Source organism: Streptomyces sp. NPDC051636 (assembly GCF_044453765.1).
GTDB lineage: Bacteria > Actinomycetota > Actinomycetes > Streptomycetales > Streptomycetaceae > Streptomyces.
This window is the reverse complement of sequence record NZ_JBITDA010000001.1, coordinates 329,007-352,991: the sequence shown is the minus strand read 5'-3', so window position 1 is coordinate 352,991 and position 23,985 is coordinate 329,007. Positions and strand designations below refer to the sequence as shown.

Annotated in this window: 24 protein-coding genes and 1 riboswitch; of the genes, 12 read left to right on the top strand and 12 right to left on the bottom strand. The window is 72.1% G+C overall.

Annotated elements, in window-relative coordinates; translation table 11 throughout:
• Positions 1–64: 64 nt before the first annotated feature.
• The gene (locus ACIBBH_RS01685) at positions 65–628 is read right to left on the bottom strand and encodes an SAV_6107 family HEPN domain-containing protein (RefSeq protein ID WP_399400827.1); all 564 of its coding nucleotides are present in this window, start codon (positions 626–628) and stop codon (positions 65–67) included.
• Positions 629–808: 180 nt separating this feature from the next.
• On the opposite strand from ACIBBH_RS01685, the gene ACIBBH_RS01680 reads away from it, so the two are divergent.
• The 4 genes from ACIBBH_RS01680 to ACIBBH_RS01665 all read left to right on the top strand — a co-directional run bounded on the left by ACIBBH_RS01680 (position 809) and on the right by ACIBBH_RS01665 (position 6,305).
• Complete coding sequence (locus ACIBBH_RS01680) at positions 809–1,651, top strand: ATP-binding cassette domain-containing protein (RefSeq protein ID WP_399400825.1); 843 nt, start codon at positions 809–811, stop codon at positions 1,649–1,651.
• Positions 1,623–3,707 (top strand): YhgE/Pip family protein, encoded by a 2,085-nt coding sequence (locus ACIBBH_RS01675; protein WP_399400823.1) that lies wholly within the window; start codon positions 1,623–1,625, stop codon positions 3,705–3,707. Before ACIBBH_RS01680 ends, ACIBBH_RS01675 begins: the two co-directional genes overlap by 29 nt.
• A gap of 50 nt (positions 3,708–3,757) precedes the next feature.
• On the top strand, positions 3,758–4,387 hold the full coding sequence (locus ACIBBH_RS01670; RefSeq protein WP_399400821.1) for a TetR/AcrR family transcriptional regulator: 630 nt from the start codon (positions 3,758–3,760) through the stop codon (positions 4,385–4,387).
• 409 nt (positions 4,388–4,796) lie between these two features.
• Positions 4,797–6,305, top strand: coding sequence for a phytoene desaturase family protein (locus tag ACIBBH_RS01665; protein WP_399400819.1), 1,509 nt, complete (start codon positions 4,797–4,799; stop codon positions 6,303–6,305).
• A 22-nt stretch (positions 6,306–6,327) separates the two neighbouring features.
• Here ACIBBH_RS01665 and ACIBBH_RS01660 read toward each other — a convergent pair whose 3' ends face one another.
• The 6 genes from ACIBBH_RS01660 to ACIBBH_RS01635 all read right to left on the bottom strand — a co-directional run bounded on the left by ACIBBH_RS01660 (position 6,328) and on the right by ACIBBH_RS01635 (position 11,300).
• Entirely contained in the window at positions 6,328–7,230 is a 903-nt protein-coding gene (locus ACIBBH_RS01660) for a hypothetical protein (protein ID WP_399400817.1), read from the bottom strand.
• A 56-nt stretch (positions 7,231–7,286) separates the two neighbouring features.
• Entirely contained in the window at positions 7,287–8,210 is a 924-nt protein-coding gene (gene metF / locus ACIBBH_RS01655) for a methylenetetrahydrofolate reductase [NAD(P)H] (protein WP_399400815.1), read from the bottom strand.
• Between the two features lie 104 nt (positions 8,211–8,314).
• Complete coding sequence (gene thiE, locus ACIBBH_RS01650; RefSeq protein WP_399400813.1) at positions 8,315–8,971, bottom strand: thiamine phosphate synthase; 657 nt, start codon at positions 8,969–8,971, stop codon at positions 8,315–8,317.
• A 260-nt stretch (positions 8,972–9,231) separates the two neighbouring features.
• Positions 9,232–9,597, bottom strand: coding sequence for an Rv2175c family DNA-binding protein (locus ACIBBH_RS01645; RefSeq protein WP_399400811.1), 366 nt, complete (start codon positions 9,595–9,597; stop codon positions 9,232–9,234).
• A gap of 78 nt (positions 9,598–9,675) precedes the next feature.
• The gene (locus ACIBBH_RS01640) at positions 9,676–10,905 is read right to left on the bottom strand and encodes an NAD(P)/FAD-dependent oxidoreductase (protein ID WP_399400809.1); all 1,230 of its coding nucleotides are present in this window, start codon (positions 10,903–10,905) and stop codon (positions 9,676–9,678) included.
• A 32-nt stretch (positions 10,906–10,937) separates the two neighbouring features.
• The gene (locus ACIBBH_RS01635) at positions 10,938–11,300 is read right to left on the bottom strand and encodes a hypothetical protein (RefSeq protein WP_399400807.1); all 363 of its coding nucleotides are present in this window, start codon (positions 11,298–11,300) and stop codon (positions 10,938–10,940) included.
• Between the two features lie 39 nt (positions 11,301–11,339).
• Positions 11,340–11,450, top strand: a riboswitch (TPP riboswitch).
• Here ACIBBH_RS01635 and thiO point away from each other — a divergent pair.
• The 5 genes from thiO (at position 11,448) to ACIBBH_RS01610 (ending at position 16,761) form a co-directional block, all read left to right on the top strand.
• Entirely contained in the window at positions 11,448–12,608 is a 1,161-nt protein-coding gene (gene thiO / locus ACIBBH_RS01630) for a glycine oxidase ThiO (RefSeq protein ID WP_399400805.1), read from the top strand. It overlaps the preceding riboswitch by 3 nt.
• The gene (thiS, locus tag ACIBBH_RS01625; protein WP_399400803.1) at positions 12,605–12,817 is read left to right on the top strand and encodes a sulfur carrier protein ThiS; all 213 of its coding nucleotides are present in this window, start codon (positions 12,605–12,607) and stop codon (positions 12,815–12,817) included. Before thiO ends, thiS begins: the two co-directional genes overlap by 4 nt.
• Positions 12,818–12,819: 2 nt before the next feature.
• The gene (locus ACIBBH_RS01620) at positions 12,820–13,614 is read left to right on the top strand and encodes a thiazole synthase (RefSeq protein WP_399400801.1); all 795 of its coding nucleotides are present in this window, start codon (positions 12,820–12,822) and stop codon (positions 13,612–13,614) included.
• 225 nt (positions 13,615–13,839) lie between these two features.
• On the top strand, positions 13,840–15,804 hold the full coding sequence (pknB, locus tag ACIBBH_RS01615; RefSeq protein WP_399400799.1) for a Stk1 family PASTA domain-containing Ser/Thr kinase: 1,965 nt from the start codon (positions 13,840–13,842) through the stop codon (positions 15,802–15,804).
• Positions 15,805–15,858: 54 nt separating this feature from the next.
• The gene (locus ACIBBH_RS01610; protein ID WP_399400797.1) at positions 15,859–16,761 is read left to right on the top strand and encodes a deoxyribonuclease IV; all 903 of its coding nucleotides are present in this window, start codon (positions 15,859–15,861) and stop codon (positions 16,759–16,761) included.
• A gap of 128 nt (positions 16,762–16,889) precedes the next feature.
• Here the strand turns inward: ACIBBH_RS01610 and ACIBBH_RS01605 are convergent, their stop codons facing one another.
• On the bottom strand, positions 16,890–17,531 hold the full coding sequence (locus tag ACIBBH_RS01605) for a sulfite oxidase-like oxidoreductase (protein WP_399400795.1): 642 nt from the start codon (positions 17,529–17,531) through the stop codon (positions 16,890–16,892).
• A gap of 176 nt (positions 17,532–17,707) precedes the next feature.
• Between ACIBBH_RS01605 and bfr the strand changes: the two genes are divergently transcribed.
• Positions 17,708–18,187, top strand: a complete 480-nt coding sequence (gene bfr, locus ACIBBH_RS01600) for a bacterioferritin (protein ID WP_399400793.1) — start codon at positions 17,708–17,710, stop codon at positions 18,185–18,187.
• On the opposite strand, the gene ACIBBH_RS01595 is transcribed toward bfr, so the two are convergent.
• Together ACIBBH_RS01595 and ACIBBH_RS01590 are read right to left on the bottom strand one after the other, a co-directional pair.
• On the bottom strand, positions 18,184–18,426 hold the full coding sequence (locus tag ACIBBH_RS01595) for a bacterioferritin-associated ferredoxin (RefSeq protein WP_399400791.1): 243 nt from the start codon (positions 18,424–18,426) through the stop codon (positions 18,184–18,186). The genes bfr and ACIBBH_RS01595 overlap by 4 nt on opposite strands.
• A gap of 147 nt (positions 18,427–18,573) precedes the next feature.
• Positions 18,574–19,926 carry a class II 3-deoxy-7-phosphoheptulonate synthase gene (locus tag ACIBBH_RS01590; protein ID WP_399400789.1) on the bottom strand — a complete coding sequence of 451 codons (1,353 nt, stop codon included), beginning with the start codon at positions 19,924–19,926 and terminating at the stop codon, positions 18,574–18,576.
• A 105-nt stretch (positions 19,927–20,031) separates the two neighbouring features.
• Here ACIBBH_RS01590 and ACIBBH_RS01585 point away from each other — a divergent pair, with 105 nt between their 5' ends.
• Together ACIBBH_RS01585 and ACIBBH_RS01580 are read left to right on the top strand one after the other, a co-directional pair.
• Entirely contained in the window at positions 20,032–20,088 is a 57-nt protein-coding gene (locus ACIBBH_RS01585; RefSeq protein ID WP_399401464.1) for a trp operon leader peptide, read from the top strand.
• A gap of 108 nt (positions 20,089–20,196) precedes the next feature.
• Positions 20,197–22,068 (top strand): anthranilate synthase family protein, encoded by a 1,872-nt coding sequence (locus ACIBBH_RS01580; RefSeq protein WP_399400787.1) that lies wholly within the window; start codon positions 20,197–20,199, stop codon positions 22,066–22,068.
• A gap of 18 nt (positions 22,069–22,086) precedes the next feature.
• Here the strand turns inward: ACIBBH_RS01580 and ACIBBH_RS01575 are convergent, their stop codons facing one another.
• Together ACIBBH_RS01575 and ACIBBH_RS01570 are read right to left on the bottom strand one after the other, a co-directional pair.
• Positions 22,087–22,446: a hypothetical protein gene (locus ACIBBH_RS01575; protein WP_399400785.1), complete on the bottom strand. Its 360-nt coding sequence runs from the start codon at positions 22,444–22,446 to the stop codon at positions 22,087–22,089.
• A 398-nt stretch (positions 22,447–22,844) separates the two neighbouring features.
• Positions 22,845–23,873, bottom strand: a complete 1,029-nt coding sequence (locus ACIBBH_RS01570; RefSeq protein WP_399400783.1) for a 6-phosphofructokinase — start codon at positions 23,871–23,873, stop codon at positions 22,845–22,847.
• Positions 23,874–23,985 lie beyond the last annotated feature (112 nt).

The following is a 23,985-nucleotide window of genomic DNA, read 5'->3' as shown; positions in this document are numbered from 1 at the left end:
AGGCTCGGGTGAAGGCTTCAGGCCTTCCACCCTATTGCCTCCCGTACCGCTCACGGTCAGCGCGTCAGCCCGCGTCCGGCATCGCGGGCGGGGAGGCCGGGCCGTCCGGCTCGTCGGTGTCCTGGCGGGGCTGGGGCAGGACCGGCTGGAGCACCAGCATCCGCTCGACGAGGCGGATGAACATCGCCACGTCCCGTATCAGGTCGTCGGCGTCCCGGCTGCCGGCGGCGCCCTGGATGCCCGCCTCGGCGCGGGCGCGGCGGGCGGCGCCGGAGGCGAACAGCGCGCTCCACTCGGTGAGCTCGGGCGCGATCTCGGGGAGCACTTCCCAGGCGCTCCGGATGCGTGCGCGGCGTCGGGGACCGGGCTCGGGGCGGCCGCGTGCGGCGAGGACGGCGGCGGCGGTGCGCAGGGCGGCGAGATGGGCCGTGGCGTAGCGCTCGTTCGGGGTGCCGAGAGCGGCGGCCTCGTCGAGTCCGGCGCGGGCCTGGGCGAGCAGGTCGAGGGCGGCGGGCGGGGCCGTGGACCGGCGCAGCACGGGGTGCACGTCGCCCGCCGGTCCGGTCAGTGAGGGTGCAGGGCCGGTGGCGCGGCGCCGACGGGCGGCGGCCGCGGAGGAGTTGGCCATGACGAACCTCCTGTCGTCTGGGTGACGGCACGCCCTGTCAAGTGGTGCCGTATGTGCCCATCGTGAGGTATGCCACTGACAATCCGTTCTGACCTGGGCTTTTGCTTCGACCGAAGGTTCGGGCTAGTTTTTGCACTGACCAGTCAGTTCAAAAACAAGCTCACGGGGAAGGCGGGAGCCATGGACCCGTCACAGGACAGCCCGTCCGGGGCCAGTGCCCTCGGCCTCGGCGTCACCGCCCGCGACTTCGGGCTGCGCGGGCCCCGCGGCTGGGTGTTCCGAGGCATCTCGGTCGACGCCGAGCCCGGCTCGCTCATCGCGGTCGAAGGGCCCTCCGGTTCCGGCCGTACGTGTCTGCTGCTCGCGCTCACGGGACGCATGAAGCCCACGGAGGGAGTGGCCACCGTGGGCGGCCTCAAACTCCCCCGGCAGATGTCCGCCCTGCGCCGGGTCAGCGCCGTGGCCAACATGGCCGGCGTCACCGACCTCGACCCGGCCCTCACCGTCGGGGAGCACCTGCGCGAACGAGCCCTGCTGCAACGCCGGTTCGGCGGTTCCCTGCGCGGTCTGCTGCGTCCACGGGCGGAGCGGGCGGACGAGACCCGGCGGCGGACCGACACCGCGCTGGCCGCCGCCGGGCTCGACCTGGAGACCCTGCCCAAGGGCGCCCGCACGGCCGTACGGGACCTGGAACGGCTGGAGGCGCTGCGCCTGTCCATCGCGCTGGCCCTCGTCGGCGGTCCCCGGTTGCTGGCCGTGGACGACACCGGCCTCAAGCTGTCCGACGCGGAGCGGGCCGAGGCGCACGCGCTGCTGGCGTCCCTGGCCGAGGCCGGAACGACGGTCGTCGCGGTGTGCGCCGAGGCCCCCGAGGGCGCGGTGACCGTCTCCACCCGGCCCGTCGAGGACACCGGAACCCGCCCCGTCGAGGACACCGAGGCCACCGGACCCACCACCGGCGAACCCGCCACCGAAGAAGCGAAGGAGGCGGCCGATGCGCTCGCCGAAACTGGCCGCCCTTGAGCTGAGGCGCTTCGGCCGGGGCAAACTCCCGCGCGCCGCCCTGGTCGCGCTCCTGGTGCTGCCCCTGCTGTACGGCGCCCTGTACCTGTGGTCCTTCTGGGACCCGTACGGCCGCCTCGACCGCATCCCCGTGGCCCTCGTGAACGACGACAAGGGGGCGACCGCCGACGGGAAGAAGGTCACGGCCGGTGACGACATCGTCGACGGGCTGCGCGACAGCCGGACCTTCGAGTGGCACGAGGTGAGCGCCGCCGAGGCGCGCCGGGGCGTCGAGGACGGCACCTACTACCTGTCGCTGACCATGCCGGACGACTTCAGCCGGCGCATCGTCTCCAGCGCGGGCGACTCCCCCGAGACGAGCGCGCTCCAGGTGCGGACGAACGACGCGAACAACTACATCGTCGGGCAGATATCCCGGACCGTGTTCAGCGAGGTGCGGACGGCCGCGTCCACCAAGGCGTCCCGGTCCTTCCTGGACCGCATCTTCATCTCCTTCTCCGACATCCACGGGCAGACCGCCAAGGCCGCCAAGGGCGCCGACAAGCTCGAGGGCGGCATCGGGAAGGCGGAGAAGGGTTCGAAGGACCTCGCCGACGGACTGAAGGACGCCAAGAGCGGCAGCGGCAAGCTGGCCAAGGGCCTGAAGAAGCTCAACAAGGGCGCGGGCACCCTCGAGGACGGCTCGAAGCAGGTGGCGGAGGGCACCCAGACGCTCGCCGACAAGGTCAACGGGGTCTACGCCGAGGCCGGCCCCTTCGTGAAGTCCAACGAGAAGACCATCGGCGACACCGCCCAACTGGTCGCCGACTCCGCCAGGACGGTCAGCGACAACCTCGACGTCCTGGTGAAGACGGCACCGGCTGCGGCCAAGACCGCCCACACGGCCTCCACCACGCTGGACGAGGTCTACAAGACGCACTGCGAGCCCGCCGTACTGCCCGACGCCGTCTGCCCCGACCTGAAGAAGGCCAAGGAGGCGGCCGCCGACGTGGCCACGGTCGCCGACGATCTCAACACGCTGATCGCCGACCAGGACGGCGACCTGAAGACGCTGCGCACGAACCTCGGCACGCTCCAGAAGCAGGCCCAGGCGCTCGCCGACCGCGCCCCGCACCTCTCCGAGGACCTCGACGACGCCGTCTCCCGGATCAACAAGCTGAACGACGGCGCCGGCAAGGTCGCCGCGGGCGCGAAGAAGCTGCACACCGGGCTCGGCACCGCGAAGACCGGCGCGACCAAGCTGGACAAGGGCATCGGCACGGCCGAGTCGGGCGCCGAGACGCTCAGCGGCGGCATGTACAAACTGGTCGACGGCTCCGCGAAACTCGCCGGCGGCCTGCACGACGGCGCGAAGAAGATCCCCGACTACGACGAGCAGGACCGCGACCAGCGCACCGGTGTCATGGCCGACCCGGTCCAGCTCGCCTCCAAGGACCTGCACGACGCGCCGAACTACGGCACCGGGTTCGCCCCGTACTTCATCCCGCTGTCCCTGTGGGTGGGCGCGATGGTGGCGTACATGCTGATCCCGCCGCTCAACCGGCGTGCCCTGGCCGTCGGCTCGTCCGCCTGGCGGACCGCGCTGGCGGGCTGGCTGCCGGTGGTCGCGGTCGGGGTGCTGCAGACGGCGGCCCTGATGTCCGTGCTGCACTGGGCGATCGGTCTGGAGATGACACGGGCGGCCGGGACGGTGGGCTTCCTGTTCCTGGCGGCCGCGTGCTTCGCGGCGATCGTGCAGTGGCTGAACGCGCGCTTCGGGGCGGCGGGGCGGATCCTCGTCCTCGCTCTGCTGATGCTCCAGCTGACCTCCGCGGGCGGCACGTACCCCGTGCAGACCAGCCCGGGCTTCTTCAACGCGATCCACCCGTTCCTGCCGATGACCTACATCGTGGAGGCCCTGCGCAGGCTCATCACGGGCGGCGGACTCGGCCCGGTGTGGCTGGCGTGCGGCGTGCTGACCGCGTTCACCGCGGGCGCGCTCGCGCTCACCGCCCTGTCGGCCCGTCGCCGCCAGGTGTGGACGCTGGACCGGCTGCATCCGGAGCTGAGCCTGTGACCTCGCCTTACGTGTCCCGTGGCGGCGCCGTTCCTGTGACAATCGACGCCATGGAAAGCAGCAGCGCCACGTCGGGTGGCAGCACGCGCCGCGAGGCCACCCGGCAGAAGCTCTACGAGGCGGCCGTCACGCTCATCGCCGAACAGGGCTTCTCCGCCACCACGGTGGACGAGATCGCCGAGCGGGCCGGGGTCGCGAAGGGCACCGTCTACTACAACTTCGCGAGCAAGTCGGTCCTCTTCGAGGAGCTGCTGCGGCACGGCGTCGGTCTCCTCACCGCCTCCCTGCGCGAGGCGGCCGAGCGGACGGAACGGGAGGGCGGCAGCAGGGTCGACGCGCTGGACGCGATGGTCCGGGCCGGGCTGGTCTTCATCGACCGCTATCCGGCCTTCACCCAGCTGTACGTGGCCGAGCTGTGGCGCACCAACCGGGCCTGGCAGTCCACGCTGATGGTGGTCCGGCAGGAGGCCGTCGCGGTCGTGGAGGGCGTGCTGCGCGAGGGCGTGGCGAACGGCGAGTTCAGCGAGGAGATCGACGTCCAGCTGACCGCGGCCGCGCTGGTCGGCATGGTGCTGGTGGCCGCGCTGGACTGGAAGTCGTTCCAGCCGGAGCGGTCCCTGGACGACGTCCACGCGGCGCTGTCCCGGCTGCTGCAGGGGCGGGTCAGCGGAAAGGGCTGAGCCACGCGCGCGTGTCCGTAAGGACCCGGCCACGCGCGCGTGCGCACGAAAGCGCCGGTCCGCCGTGGCCGCGTCCCCCGCGGGCCACCTCGAACCGGCGCTTTCTCCTGCTCCCCCGTACGTCCCCCCGTCGGATCCCCCGTGCGGTCGTCCCCCGGGTCTCCCCCGTGCCTCGCTTCCGCCGACGGAATCGGCGGAAGGAGCGGATCGAGGGCCGCTCCGTTCCGGCGCCCCGTGTCGCCGGTGCCGGAGCCGCGCCCCTTTCCGTGTCTCCACTCTCTCGTTCGCGCAGGTGGCCGCCCATCCGTGCGCGTACTCATCTCGCCGGATAGGTACGGATACTCAGCGCTGCGCACTCATCCCCAGCCCGTGGGCGGCATTGTCGGTGGCGGTCGATAAAGTCGCAGGCATGGCACGGATTGCGGTGATCGGCGCCGGGATGGGCGCGATGGCTGCCGCCGCCCGGCTGGCCGTCGCGGGCCACCGGGTGGCGGTGTACGAGCGTACGGAGACGTACGGCGGTGCGGTGCGCCGGTTCGAGCGGGACGGATTCCGTTTCGACACCGGACCCGGGCTGCTGCCCCTGCCCGCGGTCTACCGCGACCTGTTCGTCAAGACCGGCAAGGAGCCCCTGGAGGCCTGCGTCGAGCTGGTGCAGGTCGACCCGTCGTCCCGGCACGTCTTCGCGGACGGCACCGCGGTCTCGCTGCCGAACGCCTCGCGCGCGGGTGTCGTCTCCGCCCTCGACGAGGCCCTGGGGGCGGGCGCGGGTCAGCGCTGGGGCGACTTCCTGGTGCGGGCGCGCGAGGCCTGGGACCGCACCCGGCGCCCCCTGCTGGAAGAGCCCCTGTGGCCGAACTGGCGCGTGCTGGCCGAGCGCGACCCCTACCCGGCCGTCCCACACAAGCGGCTGCTGCGCACCCGCCGGGCCGGCACGCTCGCCGAGGTCGGCGCCTGGGAACTGCGCGATCCGCGTCTCGCGGCGCTTTTGGAGAGCCACACGCTCGCCCATGGCCTCGATCCCAGGGTCGCACCCGCGAGCGCGGCCGTGCTGCCGTACCTGGAGCACGCCTTCGGCACCTGGTACGTGCGCGGCGGCATCCGGGAGCTGGCGCGCGCGGTGTACGAGCGGTGCGTGGCCCGCCGGGTGGAGTTCGTCTTCGGCGCGGAGGTCACCGGGATCCTGGAGAAGGACGGCCGGGCTGCCGGGGTGGAGCTCGCCGGGGGGACGGTGGCCGAGGCCGACCACGTCGTGGCGGACGTCCATCCTCTGCGACTGCGCGGCCTGACGGAGCATCAGCTCGACGCGGACGGGGACGTACGGGCCGAAACCGGGACACCCGGGGCCGGCCGGTTCACCCTGCTGCTGGCCCTGCGCGGTGCGCGCGAGGCCGGCGCCGCGCACCGCACGGTCGTGCACGCGCCGGACCGGGACGCCGAGTTGGACCTCCTGGCCGCGCCCGGCGGGGAACCGGTGCGGCCCACGGTGACCGTACTGCGGCCCGACGACCCCTCCTTGCGTCCGGAGGGGGCGCATGAGTCGGTGGTCGTGTCGGCGGTCGTGCCGGCTCAGGCGGCCTGGGAGCGGGAGAGCACCGTCCGGAGCTTCGCCGACCTCGTCATGGACGCCGCCGAGGCCGCCGTACCGGGACTGCGCGAGCGGCTGATATGGCACGAGGCGCGCACGCCCGAGCACGGTGAGGCCGAGACGGGCGCCGGTTCCGGGGCCGTGCCCGCTCCCGCGCTCGCCGCCGCCGACGGCCGCTACCTGCGTCCGGCGAACACCACACGCCTGCCGGGCCTGTACCGGGTCGGCGGCTGGTCACACCCCGGCGGCGGACTCCCCCACGCCGGCATGTCCGGCGCGCTGGTCGCGGGGCTGATCGTGGAGGGGCCGGACTTCCGGGGCTCGCAGTGAGACCCGCGCCGGGGCGAAGGGCTCAGAAACGGTACTGCTCGTCGAACCCGTGCCCCTGCTGCTGCCCGTCGCCCTGGTAGGGGTACGGCTGCTCGGCCGGGAGGTCCCCGCCGTAGGCCTCGTCGGTGCGCTGCTGCGGGACCCAGACGCCGTCGGCCGGGGTCTGGTCGTAGCCGCCGGTGGAGTACTGGCCCTGGCCGTAGCCCTGCTGGTCGTACTGCTGGCCGCCGTACGTCTGGTCGTAGGCGGTCCCGCCGTAGGGGTCGGAGTAACCGGTGTACTGCTGCTGGCCGCCGGCGTCGTAGCCGTACTGCTGCTGGGCGTAACCGGAGTAGTCGTACGCGTACGACTGGTCGGTGCCCTGGGCGGCCGTGGCGTAGCTTTCCTGGGGCTGGCCGGCGGCCGCGTAGGCGGAGGAGTCGCCGTATATGCCGTACGAACCGGTGTCGTCGGGCAGGGGCTGCGGCTCGTAGACCGCGGTGGGCTCGGCGGAGCGGGCGGCGGGGGTGAACACGTCCTCCCGGTCGTATTCGTCGTCGCGGTCGTAGGCGGCGCCGTCGCCGTAGCCGGCCGCCTCCGCGCCCTGGAGGCCGGAGACCTCGAGGGTGGGGTCCGGACGCCGGGGTTCGCCGCGACGGCGCTTGCTCTTGCCGCCGGCACCGGCGGCGGCCGGGCGGCTGACCGCCCAGCCCGCGGCGAAGCCACGGCGGAACGAGAGCGTGACGTAGGTCTGGCCGACCGCGAAGGCGGCCGCGCCCAGGCCGATGACGACGACGGACGGCATCAGCACACCGACCACGACACCGAGGAAGCCGACGAAGGCGAGCAACCGCCAGCGCAGCCGCGCCTTGTACTGCAGCAGCACCTCGCCGAGCAACCACAGCGCGACGATGCCGAACGCGATGTAGAGGACCGTCCAGCCCATGTACGCCCCTCTCCCAGTGACCGCTACGCAGTGTGTCGTATCGCGGTGCGGCCGGTCTAGGCCTGCGGGGGGTGGTGCAGGCCCAGGTTCTCGTAGATTTCCAGCGTCGCCGTGGAGTTGTTGAGCGTGATGAAGTGCAGTCCGGGCACTCCCTCGGCCAGCAGCCGTGCGCAGAACTCCGTGGCGAATTCGATACCGATGGAGCGTACCGCCGCCGGATCGTCTTTCGCTGTGAGGATCCGTTCTTTCAGAGCGGCCGGGAAGACGGCGTTGCTGAGCTTGGGCAGCCGCTCCAGCATCTTCACGCTGGTGACCGGCAGGACCTCGGGGATGACCGGGGTCTCGCACCCGGCGGCGGCCACCCGGTCGCGCAGGCGCAGGTAGGACTCCGGCTGGAAGAACATCTGCGTGATGGCGTAGTCGGCGCCGGCCCGGCACTTGTCGACGAAGTGCGCGACGTCGGTGTCCCAGTCGGCGGAACGCGGGTGCATCTCCGGGAAGGCGGCCACACCCACGCAGAAGTCGCCCGACTCCTTGATGAGCCGGACGAGTTCGGCCGCGTACGTCAGGCCCCGGGGGTGCGGCACCCAGTCGCCCATCGGGTCGCCGGGCGGGTCGCCACGCACGGCGAGCATGTTGCGGATCCCGGCGTCCGCGTACTGGCCGATGATGTTGCGCAGTTCGGCGATGGAGTGATTGACCGCGGTGAGGTGGGCGACCGGCGTCAGCGTGGTGTCGACGACGATCTGCTGGGTCTCCTTGACCGTGGTGGCGCGGGTGGAACCGCCGGCGCCGTACGTCACGGACACGAAGTCGGGCGCGACCGCCTCGACCCGGCGCAGCGCGTTCCAGAGGTTCCGCTCGCCCTGGGGGGTCTTGGGCGCGTAGAACTCGAAGGAGTACGTCGTCTTGCCGGTGCCGAGGATGTCACGCACCGTACGCGCGCGATCGGTCCTGGTGGATGCGGTTCCGAGGGCCATACCCGCAGGTTAGCCACGGGTGGCCGGTCCCCCAACCAGACATAGGAAATTTGCCCGAATTGTCCGTTCGTTGTCCATCCCTTGGACAGCGAACCGGACAGGCGCTACGCCTGCCGCAGCCGCTTGGCGAACTCCGCCGCCGCGGCCGCGGGGTCCGGGGCCTGCGTGATCGCCCGTACGACGACCACCCGGCGGGCGCCCGCGTCCAGGACCTCGTCGAGGTTGCCGAGGTCGATGCCGCCGATGGCGAACCAGGGGCGGTCGGTGCCCAGGGCGGCGGTGTGCCGGACCAGGTCGAGGCCGGGGGCGTGGCGGCCCGGCTTGGTGGGGGTCGGCCAGCACGGCCCGGTGCAGAAGTAGTCCACGCCCTCCTGGACGGCGGCCGCCTCCGCCTCGGCCTCGGCGTGGGTGGAACGGCCTATGAGCACGTCGTCGCCGAGGATCGCGCGGGCCGCGGGGACCGGGAGGTCGCCCTGGCCGAGGTGGAGTACGTCGGAGGCGGCGGCGTGGGCGACGTCCGCGCGGTCGTTGACCGCGAGCAGCTTGCCGTGCCGGGCGCAGGCGTCGGCGAAGACCGCCAGGTGCTCCAGTTCCTCGGCCGCCTCCAAGCCCTTGTCCCGCAGCTGCACGATGTCGACACCAGCGGCCAGCACCGCGTCCAGGAACCCGGCCAGGTCGCCCTGCCGCCTGCGGGCGTCCGTGCACAGGTAGAGCCGGGCGTCGGCGAGGCGGGCGCGGGCGGTGGCGGCGGTGTCGGACATGCGTGGGTCCCCCCGTTGTCGGTGCGATGTCGGCGGCGTACGGGCACGTGGCGGCACGGCGGCCGGGCGGGGCGGTCTCCGGCTCCGCGACCTCGCGGCCACGCTCGGAGACGGCCCCGGCCATGCGCCGGGACCCTACCGGTGTCCCGGTACCGGCCCGGCCCCCGCCGTGAGGGCGTACGAGGCCGTGGCCGACCACGGGCCGGGGCCCGTGCGCCTCGGCCCGTACGCCGGACGGTGTTCGGTTCAGGCTGTCCGGATCACACGGCGAGCGCCTGGGCGCGGCGCTTCACCTCCGTGCCGCGATTCTCGCTCAGGGCCTGCGCGGGGGTACCGGGCAGGCTCGGGTCGGGAGTGAAGAGCCACTCCAGCATCTCTTCGTCCGTGAAGCCGTCGTCCCGCAGCAGTGTCAGGGTCCCGGACAGGCCCTTGACGACCTTGTCCCCGTCGATGAAGGCGGCGGGGACGTGCAGCGCCCGGTTCTCACCACGGCGTACGGCGATGAGCTGGCCGTCCTTGACCAACTGCCGCACACGTGTCACCTCGACGCCGAGCTTTTCGGCGATGTCGGGGAGGGTGAGCCAGGCGGGGACGAGAGCATCGATCTTGGCGTCAATCTCGGTCACGGGAACTAGCCTGCCATCTGCCACTGACAGGAGGAAGTCAGGACGGTCCGCAGGGGAGGTCGTGGCAGCCCCGCGGCCCTACGCCGTGGCGTCCTTCAGCGGTCTCGCCGGGTCCGCCAGCGCGTCCGGCCGCATGGGTGTCCCCGCCTCGATCAGCCGCCGTCCCTGTGCCAGGTCCCTCGGGCGCCCCACGGCGAGCAGGGCGACCAGCCGGTCCTGTTTCAGCCAGCAGACCGTCCACGCCGGGCCGGCCGGGTCGCCGCGCCAGAGGGTGCGGTCGGCCGCGCCGTGGTGGCCGGCGTACTGGACGAAGCGGCCGAACTGCTCGGACCAGAAGTACGGCACCGGGTCGTAGACCGCGGGAGTCTCGCCGATGATGTTCGCGGCGACCGTGCGCGGGCCCTGGAGGGCGTTGTCCCAGTGGTGGACGAGCAGCCGCTCCCCGTACCGACGGGAGGGGAAGGAGGCGCAGTCGCCGACCGCGTACACGTCCGGGACGCAGGTGCGCAGGTGCTCGTCGGCCACCACCTCGCCCTGCGCGCCGAGCTCGATGCCGGAGCCTGCCAGCCACGCCGTGGCGGGGCGGGCGCCGATGCCGACGACGACGGCGCCCGCGGGCAGCCGCGAGCCGTCGTCGAGCACCACCGCGCCGGGCTCGACCCGCTCCACGCGCGCGTGGGTGCGCAGCACGGCGCCGCTGTCGGCGTACCAGGACGCCATCGGAGCGGCCACCTCGGGCGGCAGCGCGCCCGCGAGCGGACGGTCCGCCGCCTCCACCACGGTCACCGCGCAGCCCGCCTCGCGGGCGGCCGTGGCGAACTCGGCGCCGATCCAGCCCGCGCCGACGACCACGATGTCGTGCTGCCGGGCGAGCACGGGCCGCAGCCGTTCGGCGTCGTCGAGGGTGCGCAGCAGATGCACGCCGGGCACGCCCTCCGCGCCGGGCAGCCGGATCGGTTCGGCGCCGGTGGCCAGGACCAGGACGTCGTACGGCACGGGCCCGGCCTCGGTGTCCAGCTCGTGCTCGCCGGGGCGCACGCCCAGCACCTCGCGCCCGAGCCGCAGTTCGATGCCGAGCGCCTCGAAGTCGACGTCGAAGGCGGAGCCCTCGGCCTTGCCGAGCAGCACGGCCTTGGACAGCGGCGGCCGGTCGTACGGCTGGTGGGGTTCGGCGCCGATCAGCGTCACGGTGCCCTGGAAGCCCTGTTCGCGCAGGGCGACCGCGGTCTGCACCCCGGCCATGCCCGCGCCGACGACGACCACGCGCCGTGCCCGTGACGTGCCCTGTTCCCGCGTCTGCTCGCTCACCCGATCACCATAGACAACTGCCTGATTGTCAGTCAGGGGGCGTGCTCGGTGGCCTGCTCCACAACACTCTCCACCACGCTCGTCCCGGAGCCCGGCTGCGACTCCCACTCCCAGGTCTCCTCCAGCCGCACCCGGCCGTCGGGCAGGCCGACGGCCGTCGACCGGCAGTGCCCCGAGGACGTGGTCCCGTCCCGCTTCAGCTGCACGTACCGGAAGTCCAGCCGGTCCCCGTCCCGGGTGCCCACCAGATACCCGCGTACGACGTCGCCGCCCGCGTACTCGGCCCAGATCTCGCCGTCCTTCTCGTGGTACGTGAACCGGGTGCGCGTACCCACCTGACCTGGGGCCTGGTCCGCGACCGGGGCGAGGATCATTCCGTCGAGCGAACGGGCCATGAGGGGAGGCTCCCTTACAAGTGAGATGCTCTGTAAGGTACAAGCACTCGCGGGAGCCCGGACGACCGGGCTGAGAGGGAGGCTGGCGGCCTCCGACCGTACGAACCTGATCCGGGTCATGCCGGCGAAGGGAGGGGCTGGACGCCCATGTCGTCACGTACGTCAGACGTCCTCGTCATCGGGGGCGGGATCATCGGCCTGGTCACGGCCTGGCGCGCCGCGCAGCGCGGGCTGGCCACGGCCGTGGTGGACCCCGAGCCGGGCGGCGGGGCCGCGCAGGTCGCGGCCGGAATGCTGGCCGCCGTCACGGAGCTGCACTACGGCGAGCAGACGCTGCTCGGCCTGAACGTGGCGTCGGCCCGCCGCTATCCGGACTTCGCGGCCGAGCTGACCGAGCTCACCGGCCTGGACCTCGGCTACCGCAGGTGTGGCACGCTCGCGGTCGCGCTGGACGCCGACGACCGCGCCCACCTGCGGGAACTGCACGCCCTGCAGCACCGCTCGGGTCTGGAGTCCGAGTGGCTGTCCGGGCGCGAGTGCCGTCGGCTCGAGCCGATGCTCGCGCCGGGCGTGCGCGGCGGGCTGCGGGTGGACGGCGACCACCAGATCGACCCGCGCCGGCTGGCGGCAGCGCTGGTCGCCGCGTGCGAGCGGGCGGGCGTCGTCTTCCACCGCGCGTGGGCGGAGCGTTTCCGCGTGGTACGGGACCGCGCCGCCGGCGTCACCACGGCCGACGGCACCGAGCTGGGCGCCGGCCAGGTGGTGCTGGCCGCCGGGAGCCTGAGCGGGCGGCTCGCGGGCGTGCCCGAGGACCTGCTGCCGCCGGTGCGGCCGGTGAAGGGGCAGGTGGTACGGCTGACGGTGCCCGAGCGCTACGCGCCGTTCCTGAGCCGGACCGTACGGGCCGTGGTGCGCGGCAGCCACGTCTATCTGGTGCCCCGGGAGAACGGCGAGCTGGTCGTCGGGGCCACCAGCGAGGAGCTGGGCTGGGACACCACGGTGACCGCGGGCGGGGTCTACCAGTTGCTGCGCGACGCGCACGAGCTGGTCCCGGGCATCACCGAGCTGCCGCTCGCCGAGACTCGGGCCGGGCTGCGCCCCGGCTCCCCCGACAACGCGCCGCTGCTCGGTCCGACCGGCCTGGACGGGCTGCTGCTGGCCACCGGGCACTACCGCAACGGCGTGCTGCTCACGCCGGTCACCGGCGACGCCCTGGCGCACGCGCTGACCACCGGTGAACTGCCGGAGGAAGCACGCCCCTTCACCCCGAAGCGCTTCGGCACGGCCCGCACGGAACAGCCCGCATGAACGGCTCGGTCACCATCACCGTCAACGGGGAGCTCCGGCAGGTCGCCCCGGGAACCGCTCTCGACACGCTCGTGAAGTCCCTCACCGCGGCGCCGCGCGGAGTGGCCGCCGCGCTCAACGAAACCGTCGTCCCGCGCGCGCAGTGGCCGTCCACGGCCCTGGCCGAGGGCGACCGCGTCGAAATCCTCACCGCCGTCCAAGGAGGCTGACCATGGCCGACGACCCCTTCGTCCTCGGTGGTACGTCCTTCACGTCCCGCCTGATCATGGGTACGGGCGGCGCGCCCAGCCTCGACGTGCTGGAGCGGGCGCTGGTCGCCTCCGGCACGGAGCTGACGACCGTGGCGATGCGGCGGGTTGATCCCGGTGTGCACGGCTCGGTGCTGTCGGTGCTGGAGCGGCTCGGCATCCGGGTGCTGCCGAACACGGCGGGTTGCTTCACCGCCGGGGAGGCCGTGCTCACCGCCCGGCTGGCGCGGGAGGCGCTGGGCACGGATCTGGTCAAGCTGGAGGTCATCGCCGACGAGCGCACGCTGCTGCCGGACCCGATCGAGTTGCTGGACGCGGCGGAGACGCTGGTCGACGACGGGTTCACCGTGCTGCCGTACACGAACGACGATCCCGTGCTGGCGCGGAAGCTCGAGGACGCCGGGTGTGCGGCGATCATGCCGCTAGGATCGCCGATCGGGTCCGGGCTGGGGATTCGCAACCCCCACAACTTCCAGCTGATCGTCGAGCACGCGCGTGTGCCGGTGATTCTGGACGCGGGGGCGGGGACGGCGTCGGACGCGGCACTGGCGATGGAGCTGGGGTGTGCGGGGGTGATGCTCGCCTCGGCCGTTACGCGGGCGCAGGAGCCCGAGCGGATGGCTGCCGCCATGAGGCATGCGGTGGAGGCGGGGCGGTTGGCTCGGCTCGCGGGGCGGATTCCCCGGCGGCACTTCGCCGAGGCGTCTTCTCCTGCGGAGGGCTTGGCCGTGCTCGATCCGGAGCGGCCCGCGTTCTGAGCGGAGCGGGGTTGCGGTCCCGTTTTCGTCCCCCACTCACGCACACCCGTCACCGGCCTGCTTCAGAGGTGGACGTTTCCCGTGGGGCACGTCCGCCGTCGGCGGCTGTCCTGTCCGTACGTGGTGCCCCTCAGGGCGTGGGAAGCGTCACAGGTCCGCTTCAGTACCGCCCCTATCCTCGCCGAACCCGCGGAGCCGTCGGTCGCGGCTCGTACACTCACCTGCGTGGATACGACCCTTCAGGACCCTCTCGTCGGGCAGGTGCTCGACGGCCGTTACCGCGTCGACGCGCGGATCGCGGTCGGTGGGATGGCCACGGTCTACCGGGCTCTGGACACCCGCCTGGACCGGGTCCTCGCGCTCAAGGTGATGCACCCGACGCTCGCGGCCGACGGGTCGTTCGTGGAGCGGTTCATCCGGGAGGCGAAGTCGGTGGCCCGGCTCGCCCACCCCAACGTCGTGCAGGTTTTCGACCAGGGGACCGACGGGTCGTACGTGTACCTGGCCATGGAGTACATCGCCGGGTGCACGCTGCGGGACGTACTGCGCGAGCGGGGCGCGCTGCAGCCGCGGGCCGCGCTGGACATCCTGGAGCCGGTGCTGGCCGCGCTGGGCGCCGCGCACCGGGCCGGGTTCGTGCACCGGGACATGAAGCCGGAGAACGTCCTGATCGGGGACGACGGGCGGGTCAAGGTGGCCGACTTCGGGCTCGTGCGGTCCGTGGACACGGTGACCAGCACGACCGGGTCCGTGCTCGGCACCGTCTCTTACCTCGCGCCGGAGCAGATCGAGCACGGCACCGCCGATCCGCGCGTCGACGTGTACGCCTGCGGTGTCGTGCTCTACGAGATGCTGACCGGTGGGAAGCCGCACGCCGGGGACACCCCCGCCCAGGTGCTCTACAGGCACATCCACGAGGACGTGCCGCCGCCCTCGGCCGCCGTGCCGGGGCTGGCGTACGAGCTGGACGAGCTGGTCGCCGCCGCCACCGCCCGCACCCCGGAGCTCAGGCCGCAGGACGCGGTGGCCTTCCTCGCCCAGGTGCGGGAGGGCCGCGCGGCGCTCGGTGACGAACAGCTGGACGCCGTGCCGCCGCAGGCGATCGCCGCGGAGCACGACAACGCGGAGGACCGCACGAGCGTGATCCCGCGCGCGTTGGCCTCCCCCACGCTCGGCTTCGCTCGCGCGGGGGGACCCCCGTCGCGCCTGCTGCCGGTGAACGAGGAGGACGAGCCGGAGGCGGTTGTCGACCGGACCAGCCGGTTCGACGTTCCGCCCGTCCCCCCACGACGCGTGCGGGCGCGCCCCCGGCGCGGGCTCGTGACGGTCATCGCCGCCGTGCTGGTGGTGTTCGGCGTGGGTGCCGGGGTCTGGTACATCAACTCCGGGCAGTTCACGAAGGTGCCGCTGCTGCTGGCGAAGACCGAGACGCAGGCCAGGCAGCGGCTGGAGAAGGCCGGTCTCGAGGTCAAGGACGTCAAGCTCGCCTACAGCGACACGGTGAAGAAGGGCACGGTGATCAGCACCGACCCGAAGCCCGGCGCCCGTATCCGCAGCAACGACTCGGTGACGCTGACCATCTCCAAGGGGCCGGAGATGGTGAAGGTGCCGGACCTGTCGGGCCAGGGGCTGGCCAGGGCGAGGGCGCGACTGAAGTCGGCGGGGCTGGAGCCGGGCATGGTCACCCGGGAGTTCAGCGATGACGTGCCCAGGGGATCCGTGACCGGCACGGACCCGAAGGCGGGCACCGTACGGCACGCGGGCTCGGCGATCGCGCTGATCGTGAGCAAGGGCAGCCCGATCGACGTGCCGGACGTCACCGGTGAGGACCTGGACAGCGCGAAGCGGGAGCTGGAGGAAGCCGGGCTGAAGGTGACCGTGGCCGCGCAGGAGGTCAACTCCGACTACGACAAGGGCCAGGTCGCCCGGCAGACCCCGGCGGGCGACAGCCGGGCCGCCGAGGGCGACACGGTGACGCTGACGCTGTCCAAGGGCCCGGTGATGGTCGAGGTGCCGGACGTGGTGGGCGACAGTGTGGACGACGCGAGGCAGCAGCTGGAGGCCTCCGGCTTCGAGGTCGACGAGGACCGCGGGCTGCTCGGGCTGTTCGGCGACACCGTCAAGGAGCAGTCCGTGGACGGCGGCGAGACGGCGCCCAAGGGGTCGACGATCACGATCACCATCCGGTGACGGGACCGAGGGGAGCCCGACGGGGGCACGCCCGGAGCATGACACCCTGAAGGGGTGACACAGCAGCAGTCCGGTTCCGCCCCCGTCCCCCTCCCCGGCCCCGCCCGCAACCCCGTGGGCGCTCACGTCCCCGTGGCCGGCGGTCTGCACTCCGTGGGGCTGTCGTACGCCCGCGATCTGAAGGCCGAGACCGTGCAGGTCTTCGTCGCCAACCCGCGCGGGTGGGCCACGCCCGCCGGGAACCCGCGGCAGGACGAGGCGTTCCGTCAGGCGTGCGCGGAGGGGTCGATCCCGGCTTACGTGCACGCGCCGTACCTGATCAACTTCGGCTCGCACACCGAGGCGACCGTGGAGCGGTCGGTCGAGTCGCTGCGGCACTCGCTGCGGCGGGGGCGGGAGATCGGCGCGCTCGGGGTGGTGGTGCACACCGGCAGCGCGACCGGCGGACGGGAGCGGTCGGTGGCGCTGAAGCAGGTACGGGAGCATCTGCTGCCGCTGCTGGACGAGCTCACCCACGACGACGATCCCTGTCTGCTCCTTGAGTCCACCGCCGGGCAGGGCGCCTCGCTGTGCTCCCGCGCCTGGGACTTCGGGCCGTACTTCGAGGCCCTGGACGACCACCCGAAGCTGGGCGTGTGCCTGGACACCTGCCACGTCTTCGCCGCCGGGCACGACCTGACCGGCCCGGACGGCATGCACCGGACGCTGGATCTGCTGGTGGACACGGTCGGCGAGGGCCGCCTGAAGCTGATCCACGCCAACGACTCCAAGGACGTGGCCGGCGCCCACAAGGACCGCCACGCCAACATCGGCGCCGGTCACATCGGCGAGGACCCCTTCCGCGCCCTGATGACCCACCCGGCCACCGAGGGCGTCCCTCTGATCATCGAAACCCCGGGCGGCAAGGAGGGGCACGCGGGGGACGTGGAGCGTCTGAAGAAACTGCGGGACGGCTGACGCGGGGACCGCCGGCTCAGAGAATCAGCTCGCGGCGGCGATGGGGGCGCCCCCGCGCGAACTCGATTCGAGCGTGGGGGAGTGCGTGCCAGGCGTCGCGAGCCGGGCTCCCCTTTTGTTCGGGGCTCTCAAAGCTCCGGCCCCTCCCCCGGCTCCTCCTGGTACGAGTACCGCTGTTCCTTCCAGGGGTCGCCGATGTTGTGGTAGCCGCGTTCCTCCCAGAAGCCGCGGCGGTCCGTGGTCATGTACTCGATGCCGCGGACCCACTTGGGGCCCTTCCAGGCGTACAGGTGGGGGACGACGAGGCGGAGCGGGAAGCCGTGCTCTGCGGTGAGGAGTTCACCGTCCTTGTGGGTGGCGAAGAGGGTGCGCTCGGAGGCGAAGTCCGACAGGCGGAGGTTCGAGCTGAAGCCGTACTCCGCCCAGACCATCACATGGGTGACGTCGGGCGACGGCGGGGCGATCTCCAGGATGGTGCGCGCCGGGATGCCACCCCACTCCGCGCCGAGCATGCTGAACTTCGTCACGCAGTGCAGGTCGGCCACGACGGTGGTGTACGGCAGGGCCGTGAACTCCTCGTGGTTCCAGCAGTGCTTCCCGCCGTCGGCGGTGGCGCCGAAGACCCGGAACTCCCAGCGCTCGGGCCGGAACTTGGGCACGGGGCCGTAGTGCGTGACCGGCCAGCCGCGCTGCAGTCGCTGTCCCGGCGGAAGCTCGGCCCGTACGGCCTCTCCGGATTCTCCAGACTCGCGCTCCACCGGCTGACCCATGTATCCATCCTGACAGACCTCGGGCAGTGCACATGACCAGGGAGGCGCCAAAACGGGCAATGCGCGCTAAGCGAGCCCTTACTTACTAAGTACCCACTTACTGGACGATCTTCGGTGCGGGTGCAATCATGCCGCCGCAACCTCCCCCGTCTCCCCATGTGGAAGGAGTCGCTGCGATGCAGGGCGATCCCGAGGTCATCGAGTTCCTCAACGAGCAGCTCACCGGCGAGCTCACCGCGATCAACCAGTACTTCCTGCACGCGAAGATGCAGGAGAACTTCGGCTGGACCAAGCTCGCGAAGTACACCCGGCACGAGTCGTTCGACGAGATGAAGCACGCCGAGGTGCTCACCGACCGGATCCTGTTCCTGGAGGGGCTGCCGAACTACCAGCGGCTGTTCCACGTGCGCGTGGGCCAGACGGTCCGGGAGATGTTCGAGGCGGACCGGCAGATCGAGGTGGAGGCGATCGACCGGCTCCGGCGCGGCATCGAGGTGATGCGCGAGAAGGGCGACATCACGTCCGCGAACATCTTCGAGTCGATCCTCGCGGACGAGGAGCACCACATCGACTACCTGGACACCCAGCTGGACCTGCTGGAGAAGCTCGGCGAGGCGCTGTACATCGCCCAGCTGATCGAACAGCCGGAGAGCTAGGCCGCCTCGTCCAGGCCGGAGAGCTCCGACAGCACCGGCTTGCCCTGGTCGGCCAGCTCGCGGCGGGGGCACGCGCCACGGCCGAGGATCGCCTGGATGCGGCGGACGCAGGACCCGCAGTCCGTGCCGGCCTTGCAGGCGGAGGCTATCTGGCGGGGGGTGCAGGCGCCGTTCTCCGCGTGTTGCTGGACCTGCTTCTCGGTGATGCCGAAGCAACTGCAGACGTACACGCGGTTCACCTCCCGGCGGGATCGATATGTGGCGCCGTCCCGTCTGATCGGTGAGGCAAACCTAACCTTACCCGCCCCTGGGGAGCCGCAAAAGTGGAGCGGGACGCGGATCGTATGTGATCCGCGCCCCATCCCCTCACTTCGTCACTGGTCCCGTCACTGGTCGCGGTACATCTCGGCGACGAGGAACGCCAGGTCCAGCGACTGGCTTCGGTTCAGGCGCGGGTCGCAGGCCGTCTCGTAGCGCTGGTGCAGGTCGTCGACGAAAATCTCGTCGCCGCCGCCCACGCACTCGGTGACATCGTCACCGGTGAGCTCGACGTGGATGCCGCCCGGGTGGGTGCCCAGCTCCTTGTGCACCTCGAAGAAGCCCTTGACCTCGTCGAGCACGTCGTCGAAGCGGCGGGTCTTGTGTCCGGAGGCCGCCTCGAAGGTGTTGCCGTGCATCGGGTCGGTCACCCAGGCCACCGCCGCGCCGGACGCCGTGACCTTCTCCACGAGCTGCGGAAGCCGGTCGCGGATCTTGTCGGCGCCCATGCGGACGATGAAGGTGAGACGGCCCGGCTCGCGGTCGGGGTCGAGGCGCTCGATGTACTGCAGCGCCTCCTCGGCCGTGGTGTTCGGGCCGAGCTTGATGCCGATCGGGTTGCGGATCTTCGAGGCGAACTCGATGTGCGCGTGGTCCAGCTGCCGGGTGCGCTCGCCGATCCACACCATGTGCGCGGAGACGTCGTACAGCTGGCCGGTGCGGGAGTCGACCCGGGTGAGCGCCGACTCGTAGTCGAGCAGCAGCGCCTCGTGCGAAGAGTAGAACTCGACGGTCTTGAACTCCTCCGGGTCCGCGCCGCACGCGTGCATGAAGTGCAGCGCCTGGTCGATCTCGCGGGCGAGCTGCTCGTAGCGCTGGCCGGACGGGGAGGACCGTACGAAGTCCTGGTTCCAGGCGTGCACCTGGCGCAGGTCGGCGTAGCCGCCGGTGGTGAAGGCGCGCACCAGGTTCAGCGTCGAGGCGGACGCGTGGTACATCCGCTTCAGCCGCTCGGGGTCCGGGATCCGGGCCTCTTCGGTGAAGTCGAAGCCGTTGACGGAGTCGCCCCGGTAGGTCGGGAGCGTCACGCCGTCGCGGGTCTCGGTCGGCTTGGAGCGCGGCTTGGAGTACTGGCCGGCGATCCGGCCGACCTTCACCACGGGCACGGACGCGGCGTACGTCAGGACGGCGCCCATCTGGAGCAGCGTCTTGAGCTTGTTGCGGATGTGGTCGGCGGACACCGCGTCGAAGGCCTCGGCGCAGTCGCCGCCCTGGAGGAGGAACGCCTCTCCCTTGGCGACGGCCGCCATCCGGGCGCGCAGCTGGTCGCACTCGCCCGCGAAGACGAGCGGCGGATACGACTCGAGGTCCGCGATCACTGCGCGCAGAGCCTCGGGGTCGGGGTACTCGGGCTGCTGCGCCGCGGGCAGGTCTCGCCAGGTGTTGCCAGCGCTCGCGCTGGTCTTAGCGTTCACGGTCACCCCGTAAACATTACGGGGTCGTGTCGAGTCGTTTTCCTTCGGCTCGACTGGTGAGACGGCGCGATCACGGTACGGACGGGCGGGTGGTGCGGTAGGGTGCCTGGCATGTTCGCGCTTTCGAACCAGAACTGGTGGTGGACCGCTCTCCCGGCGGCCCACTGACTGCGCGTACGCACGACTTCGCGAAGGCCGCCCGAGGGGCGGCCTTCAGTGTTTTACGCACCTGGGGCCGTTCCTCTCCCGACAGATCCGAGAGAAGGACACGACCCCATGAACCTGCTCGACCTGCTGGACGATCCCCGCCCGTTCGCCCTGCTGCGCCGCCGCACCCCCGGCCGCGACGAGAACACGGTGGAGCTGCTCCTCGGCCCGGTCACCACCCGCGACCGCCTCGCCGACCTCCCCGACGAGGGCCTCGCCATGGTCCCCTTCCGCCAGATCCGCGAGCGCGGCTTCGACGTCCGCGACGACGGGACGCCGCTTGCGGTGCTGGTCCCCGAGGAACGGTACGAGATCCCGCTCGCCGAGGCGCTGGAACAGCTCCCCGCACAGGACGTGCGCGTCGGGGGCGGCGGCTTCGACGTGCCCGACGAGGAGTACGCGCGGATCGTCGGGCGGGTGCTGCGCGAGGAGATCGGGCGGGGCGAGGGCGCGAACTTCGTGATCCGGCGGACGTACGAGGGGCAGATCCCGGGGTTCTCCAGGGGCCACGCCCTCGCGCTGTTCCGGCGGCTGCTGGAGGGGGAGCGGGGCGCGTACTGGACCTTCGTCGTGCACACCGGGGACCGGACGCTGGTGGGGGCCAGCCCGGAGGTGCACGTCCGGATGACGGGCGGCACGGTCGTCATGAACCCGATCAGCGGGACGTACCGCTATCCGGACGGTGGACCCACGCCCGAGCACCTGCTGGACTTCCTCGCCGACGGCAAGGAGATCGAGGAGCTGTCGATGGTCGTCGACGAGGAGCTCAAGACGATGTGCACCGTCGGCGACATGGGCGGGGTCGTGGTCGGCCCCCGGCTGAAGGAGATGGCGCACCTCGCGCACACGGAGTACGAGCTGCGGGGGCGGTCGTCGCTGGACGCCAGGGAGGTGCTGCGCGAGACCATGTTCGCGGCCACCGTCACCGGCTCGCCCGTGCAGAACGCGTGCCGGGTGATCGAGCGGCACGAGGTCGGCGGGCGCGGCTACTACGCGGGCGCGCTGGCGCTGATCGGGCGCGACTCCGGCGGAGCCCAGACCCTCGACTCCCCCATCCTCATCCGCACCGCCGACATCGACGCGGCCGGGCGGCTGCGGGTGCCGGTCGGTGCCACGCTCGTGCGGGGGTCGGACCCGGCGGGCGAGGTCGCGGAGACGCACGCGAAGGCGGCGGGGGTGCTGTCGGCGCTGGGCGTACGTCCGTCCCGGCCCCGCGGCGAACACGCCCGCCCCCGCCTCGCCGACGACCCCCGGGTGCGGGCCGCGCTGGACGGGCGCCGGGCCTCGCTGGCCCCGTTCTGGCTGCGGATGCAGGAGCGGTCGGCGGAGCTCACCGGGCATGCCCTGGTCGTGGACGCGGAGGACACCTTCACGGCGATGCTCGCGCACGTGCTGCGCTCCAGTGGGCTGGAGGTGACCGTCCGGCGGTACGACGAGCCCGGGCTGCGGACGGCGGTGCGCGCGCACGAGGGGCCGGTCGTGCTCGGCCCCGGACCCGGTGATCCCTCGGACCTCGCCGACCCCAAGATGCGGTTCCTGCGGGAGCTGACCGCCGAGGTGATCCGGGGGCACCGGCACGGCGTGCTCGGGGTCTGCCTCGGGCACGAACTGATCGCGGCCGAGCTGGGGCTGGAAATCGTACGGAAGGACGTGCCGTACCAGGGGGCGCAAACGACGGTCGACCTGTTCGGGCGGAGCGAGACCGTCGGCTTCTACAACAGCTTCGTGGCGCGCTGCGACGACGAGACGGCCGGTGAGCTGGCGGCGCACGGCGTGACGGTGAGCCGGGGCGACAACGCGGAGGTGCACGCGCTGCGCGGGCCCGGATGCGCGGGCGTGCAGTTCCACCCGGAGTCGGTCCTGACGCTCAACGGTGCCGCGATCGTGCAGGAGCTGGTGGGTCAGCTGCACGGCACCGGCACGCTCTCCGAGCGCCCCTGAGCTCGATGCCGGGGCGGTTCACAGTCCCCGTCGCGGGCGCTCCGTCAGGGCACTGCCCCGCTGGGGCGCCGGGCGGGGTTCCGCGAGACGGGTGAGGAGGCGGCTCCGGTCGAGTTCGGCGGTGTCCCCGGTCTGCCGGGCGTACTGGACCAGCAGGGTGGTCAGGTTGCCCGGGATCGTCGGGAGCTCCGCCGCGAACTCCGGTATCTGCTCCGCGATTCGCTCCGCCTCGGTGACCGCCTCCCGCAGCGAGGCGAGATGCCCGGTGCGGGTGTACCGCTCGTGGAGGGCCAACAGCAGGCCGGCCCGCAGCTGCGTGAGCGCCTCGTCGCCGGCGTCGGCAGGCGGCCCGGCGAGGCCCTCGCGGCAGTGCGCCACCGCCTCGGCTCCGTCCGGGCCGATGTCCGCCGTCGGGTCGACGTACGGGCGCAGGCCGTCGGGCGTGGCCTCCGGGTGTACTCGGTGCAGCAGGGCGACGCCCAGCAGCAGGATCGCGGCTCGGGCGGGAAACCGTCCTGCGCGCCGTGGTCCACGGCGGCCTTGCCGGCCGTCCGGGTCAGGTCGGTGAGCGAGCGGACCTCGGCCGGCCGAGGGGACGGCGGCCGGCCGCCGTCGCGCAACGCGGGCCAGACGGCGGCGAGTTGTTCCCGGTGCCGCTCCAGCAGCACGCGCAGCCCCAGTGCGCTCCACCACCCGGCCATACCGTCCCCCTCCGGTCCAGTACGCGCCTGACGCCGCCACGGTAGCCGCGGCGGCGTCGGGAGTGCCGTACGACCTCAGCCGAAGAAGACGCCGACCTCGGCGTACAGCTCGGGGTCCACCGTCTTCAGTTTCGCCGTGGCGTCGGAGATCGGGACGCGGACGATGTCGGTGCCGCGCAGGGCGACCATCTTGCCGAAGTCGCCGTCACGGACGGCCTCGATGGCGTGCAGGCCGAAGCGGGTGGCGAGCCAGCGGTCGAAGGCGCTGGGGGTGCCGCCGCGCTGGATGTGCCCCAGCACGGTCGTGCGGGCCTCCTTTCCGGTGCGCTTCTCGATCTCCTTGGCCAGCCACTCGCCGACGCCGGACAGGCGGACGTGTCCGAAGGAGTCCAGCGACTCGTCCTTCAGGACCATGTCGCCGTCCTTCGGCATGGCACCCTCGGCGACGACCACGATCGGGGCGTAGGAGGCCTTGAAGCGGGAGGTGATCCAGGCGCACACCTGGTCGAGGTCGAAGCGCTGCTCGGGGATGAGGATGACGTTCGCGCCGCCCGCGAGCCCGGAGTGGAGGGCGATCCAGCCGGCGTGGCGGCCCATCACCTCGCAGACCAGGACCCGCATGTGGGACTCGGCGGTGGTGTGCAGCCGGTCGATGGCCTCCGTGGCGATGCCGACCGCGGTGTCGAAGCCGAAGGTGTAGTCGGTGGCGGAGAGGTCGTTGTCGATGGTCTTGGGGACGCCGACGCAGGGCACGCCGTACTCGTCCGAGAGGCGCGCGGCCACGCCCAGGGTGTCCTCGCCGCCGATCGCGATCAGCGCCTCGACCTCCTGTTTGGCGAGGTTGTCCTTGATCCGGCGGACGCCGTCCTCCTGCTTGAGGGGATTGGTCCGCGAGGAGCCGAGGATCGTGCCGCCGCGGGGCAGGATGCCGCGCACGGCGGGGATGTCGAGGCGGACGGTGTCGCCTTCGAGGGGTCCGCGCCAGCCGTCCCGGAAGCCGACGAAGTCGTAGCCGTACTCCTGCACGCCCTTGCGGACGATGCCCCGGATGACGGCGTTGAGCCCGGGGCAGTCGCCGCCTCCGGTCAGTACTCCGACCCGCATGGAAATGTCCCTTCGCCGCGGTTGCCTGATGAGGGCCACGCTAATGGTGAGCCAGGTCACACAGGGATGGGCGGGAACGGCAATTCCGGTGAATCGTCGAGCGGTTGGTTTA